Annotated in this window: 1 protein-coding gene and 1 pseudogene; one reads left to right on the plus strand and one right to left on the minus strand. The window is 39.5% G+C overall.

Annotated elements, in window-relative coordinates:
* Window positions 1-488 precede the first annotated feature (488 nt).
* On the minus strand, window positions 489-896 hold the full coding sequence (gene tnpA, locus AC3DU7_RS27215) for an IS200/IS605 family transposase (RefSeq protein WP_488042391.1): 408 nt from the start codon (window positions 894-896) through the stop codon (window positions 489-491).
* Window positions 897-940: 44 nt separating this feature from the next.
* Here tnpA and AC3DU7_RS27220 point away from each other — a divergent pair.
* Window positions 941-1,300, plus strand: a pseudogene (locus tag AC3DU7_RS27220) (RNA-guided endonuclease TnpB family protein); the annotation flags it as partial.

Below are 1,300 nucleotides of genomic sequence, written 5' to 3' on the forward strand. Positions count from 1 at the left end.
AGCTTTGCTGTTTAACTTCTGTATTTTATTCAATCCTCATGCCTAAGTAGGAACTATAAATGATTTTTCTAGATGAATGATTCTTGATTTACTTACCTCGCCTCATCACAAAAATCAGTAATGTAAAACAATAGCGAGTTAGTTTTATAGCCTCCTTTGCTGGGGGCTATTTTTTTTGAGGGAATATCAAGAATAGCCTTTTCTTCAACATAATTTTGAAGAAGGCAGAAGGCGATTAGTGGGGGATTCATACCTACCAATATATAGTAGAACCAAATTTTGTTTGACGAGTGGCTTAAATCCTTTTTAGGCAAAGCATAGAGGCTTATGTCTAGACTACATTTTCCCCTCTGCCCTCTGCCTTCTGCCTTGCCCGGAGAGCTAATAATTGCGTTACAATTCTTAACGAAAACTACAACACGGAAAAAGCTCGGGAGTTTGGTAGCCCCGTCAATTTAGGCGCGGGGCGGAAAAACGACTCGGCGACTTTAGTCGCCGTGATGGGGGTCGTTAATGTATTCCAGAACCTTAGTTGTACTAACCTTTCCAGTAGTGTCATAAAAATAGCTGTGAGTCCACAAGCTAGGTAGTTTGCATAGTTCAGGGAACTCTTGTCGTAAAACCCTTGAAGACCTACCTTTCAAAGCTTTAACTATTTTGTGAATGGCTACATCAGAGCCATGCTCCACCAATACATGAACATGGTCTGGAGCTATTTCTAGTGCTTTAATCAACCAACCTTTTTCTGTGGCAACTTCTGATAAGATAGCAGCCAACCTTATTTTAACTAGACCCACCAAGACTTTCTTGCGTCTCTTGGGAATCCAAACTAAATGGACATGGGCCAAACCTATAGAATGGTTGCCATGACGATATATTTTTTGCTGGTCTCTCATGTTGATGGGTTGATATTTATCGACAACTTGATGATAATGGAGACATGAGCAAAAAAACAAAAAACATGGGATGCCAGCAAGTTCTACTGCATCCCGATAAAAATCTATCAGCCATCCTAGAATATTTGTGCGGTGAAGCCAACAAAGTGTTTAACTGTTCTGTTTATTACGCCCGACAAGTTTTTTTTAGGGAAAATAGATTTGTCACTCAAGGCGAGCTTTGCGGGCAAATGAAATGGAACAGACATTTTAACGCAATGTATGCTTCTAGTGCTCAACAAATATGCAACGGCATTGTTGAATCTTTCAAAAGTTTTAAACAACTGTCAAAATTGTTTGGAAGTAGTGAATTGGTTAACAAGCCCAAACCACCTAACTATCGAAAACCCGGTTTATTTACTGTT

This window comes from Okeania sp., from assembly GCF_983059655.1.